2 protein-coding genes and 2 pseudogenes are annotated in these 1,695 nt (G+C 69.8%); 1 reads left to right on the top strand and 3 read right to left on the bottom strand.

The genetic code is table 11. The features are described from left to right. Nucleotides 1-197, bottom strand: a 197-nt coding sequence (locus JCM19049_RS21005; protein WP_279403219.1) for a hypothetical protein, incomplete at its 3' end; no start/stop codon positions are given. Between the two features lie 24 nt (nucleotides 198-221). Here JCM19049_RS21005 and JCM19049_RS21000 point away from each other — a divergent pair. Continuing rightward, entirely contained in the window at nucleotides 222-380 is a 159-nt protein-coding gene (locus JCM19049_RS21000; RefSeq protein ID WP_279403218.1) for a hypothetical protein, read from the top strand. On the opposite strand, the pseudogene panC reads toward JCM19049_RS21000, so the two are convergent. Both panC and JCM19049_RS20995 read right to left on the bottom strand, forming a co-directional pair. Further along, nucleotides 377-1,204: pseudogene (gene panC / locus JCM19049_RS13395) on the bottom strand (pantoate--beta-alanine ligase). The gene JCM19049_RS21000 and the pseudogene panC overlap by 4 nt on opposite strands. A 56-nt stretch (nucleotides 1,205-1,260) precedes the next feature. Further along, nucleotides 1,261-1,682 (bottom strand): annotated as a pseudogene (locus tag JCM19049_RS20995) (DUF2520 domain-containing protein). Between the last annotated feature and the right edge of the window lie 13 nt (nucleotides 1,683-1,695).

Here is a 1,695-nt window from a genome sequence, read left to right as displayed (position 1 = left end):
TTCATCACCGCGGCCGAAGCCAGCGGCCATGCCCGCTTCAAGGATGCGGTTAATGCCGCGGGCTGGATGACACCGTCTACACCCGGGCGTTTGACATCGCCCAGCAGCTGCCGTGGGCACCCGAGTTCGGTGGGCGGGCGCTGGCCAATGAGTTCTCCCGGCGCTGGGCCGGGGATCTGTCCGGGCTGGAAGAGCACGCCGATGCCGCCCTGCGGGAGCGGATGAAGCAGGCCCGGGCGGACGCGGATCCGCAGATCGCCCCGGTCTACGCCGGCCAGGCGGCAGCGTTCAGCATCCGGGTGCAGCCCGCTGCGCAGATCATGGAGGAGTTGTGCGGGTTCCGCGAGCTGCTGGCGGACGCGGCACGGCGCTTTGCCTAGATCGGCTGGTTGTCGATCAGCCGCACCCCGCCGACGGTGGCGGCCACCAGGATCAGCCCTGCCCGGTGAACGGGGTGTCCTGGCAGTTGAAGGCCAGCTCCTGCAGGGTGTCCGGGTCCACCACCACAAAGTAGTCCAGCTCAACTTCCGGTTCCATCTGGAACAGCCCGACCGCGTCCTCCAGATACAGCGGTTCGTGGCGGGCGGCCCGCCCGGCGATCAGTTCGATGGCCCGATGGATGACCAGGGCGGCGGTGGCCTGCCGCTGGCTGAGCAGCGCGTTGCGGCTGGACAGGGCCAGCCCTTGGGCGGTGCGCACGATCGGCACCGCGCGGATCTGCACCGGGTAGTCCAGGTCGTCGACCATGCGGCGCACCAGCACCAGCTGCTGGGCGTCCTTCTGCCCGAAGTAGGCACGGTAGTGCCCTGCCCGGGATCGGCATAGTGCAGCAGCTTGGCGACCACCGCCAGCATGCCGTCGAAGTGCCCGGGGCGTGAGGCCCCCTCATACATGCGTCCCAAGGCGCCGCTGTCCAGCCGGATCAGCGGGGTCCCGGCATGGTAGACCTCCTGTGGTGCCGGCGCGAAGACCAGGTCCACCCCGGCCCGGGCGGCCACCTGCACATCGGCCTGCAGGTCGCGCGGGTAGCGCTGGTAGTCCTGCTGGTCGTTGAACTGCAGTTCGTTGACGAAGATGGAGATCACCACCAGCTGGTTTTCCTCCCGCGCCTGCCGGAACAGCTGTTCGTGTCCCGAGTGCAGGGCGCCCATCGTCGGCACGAACCCAGTGAGGCGGGGGCGGCGGCGCGGATGGCGGCGCGCAGTTCGGCGCGGGTGGTCACGGACCTGGGGGCTTTTCGCGGCGGGGCTTTTCACAGCACTATTCTAGGATGCCCAGCAGTTCGCGCAGCGTCGCCTCGGAGATCAGGCCCTGGGCGCGGGCGCGGATGGCGGTCGCGCGGGACAGGGTGCGGTAGCTGTCCGCGGTTTCCTGCGGATCATCGGCCAGGGATTCAACGTGGGCCTGCACGGTGCCCACATCCCCGCGCGCCACCGGGCCTGTGAGCAGACCGGCCCCGGAACGCAGCGCATTGTCCAGGCTGGCGCTCATCAGGCACGCAGCGTGTTGCCCGGCTCCTGCACCCCGATGCGCCGCAGCAGGTCCATGGACTGGGCGGTGATGGTGTTCAGGTGGTTGGCCCCGTGGGCCAGGGCCGCATGGTAGCTGGGTGCGGTCGGCCTCGGCGATGGTGACCGGCTCACCGCGCATCTCCACCACCAGCGCCTGGCGACCGGCAACATCGGCTCGTCGGCG

Source organism: Arthrobacter sp. JCM 19049 (genome assembly GCF_001310435.1).
The sequence above is the reverse complement of the archived record's forward strand: the minus strand, read 5'-3'. Positions and strand labels throughout refer to the sequence as shown.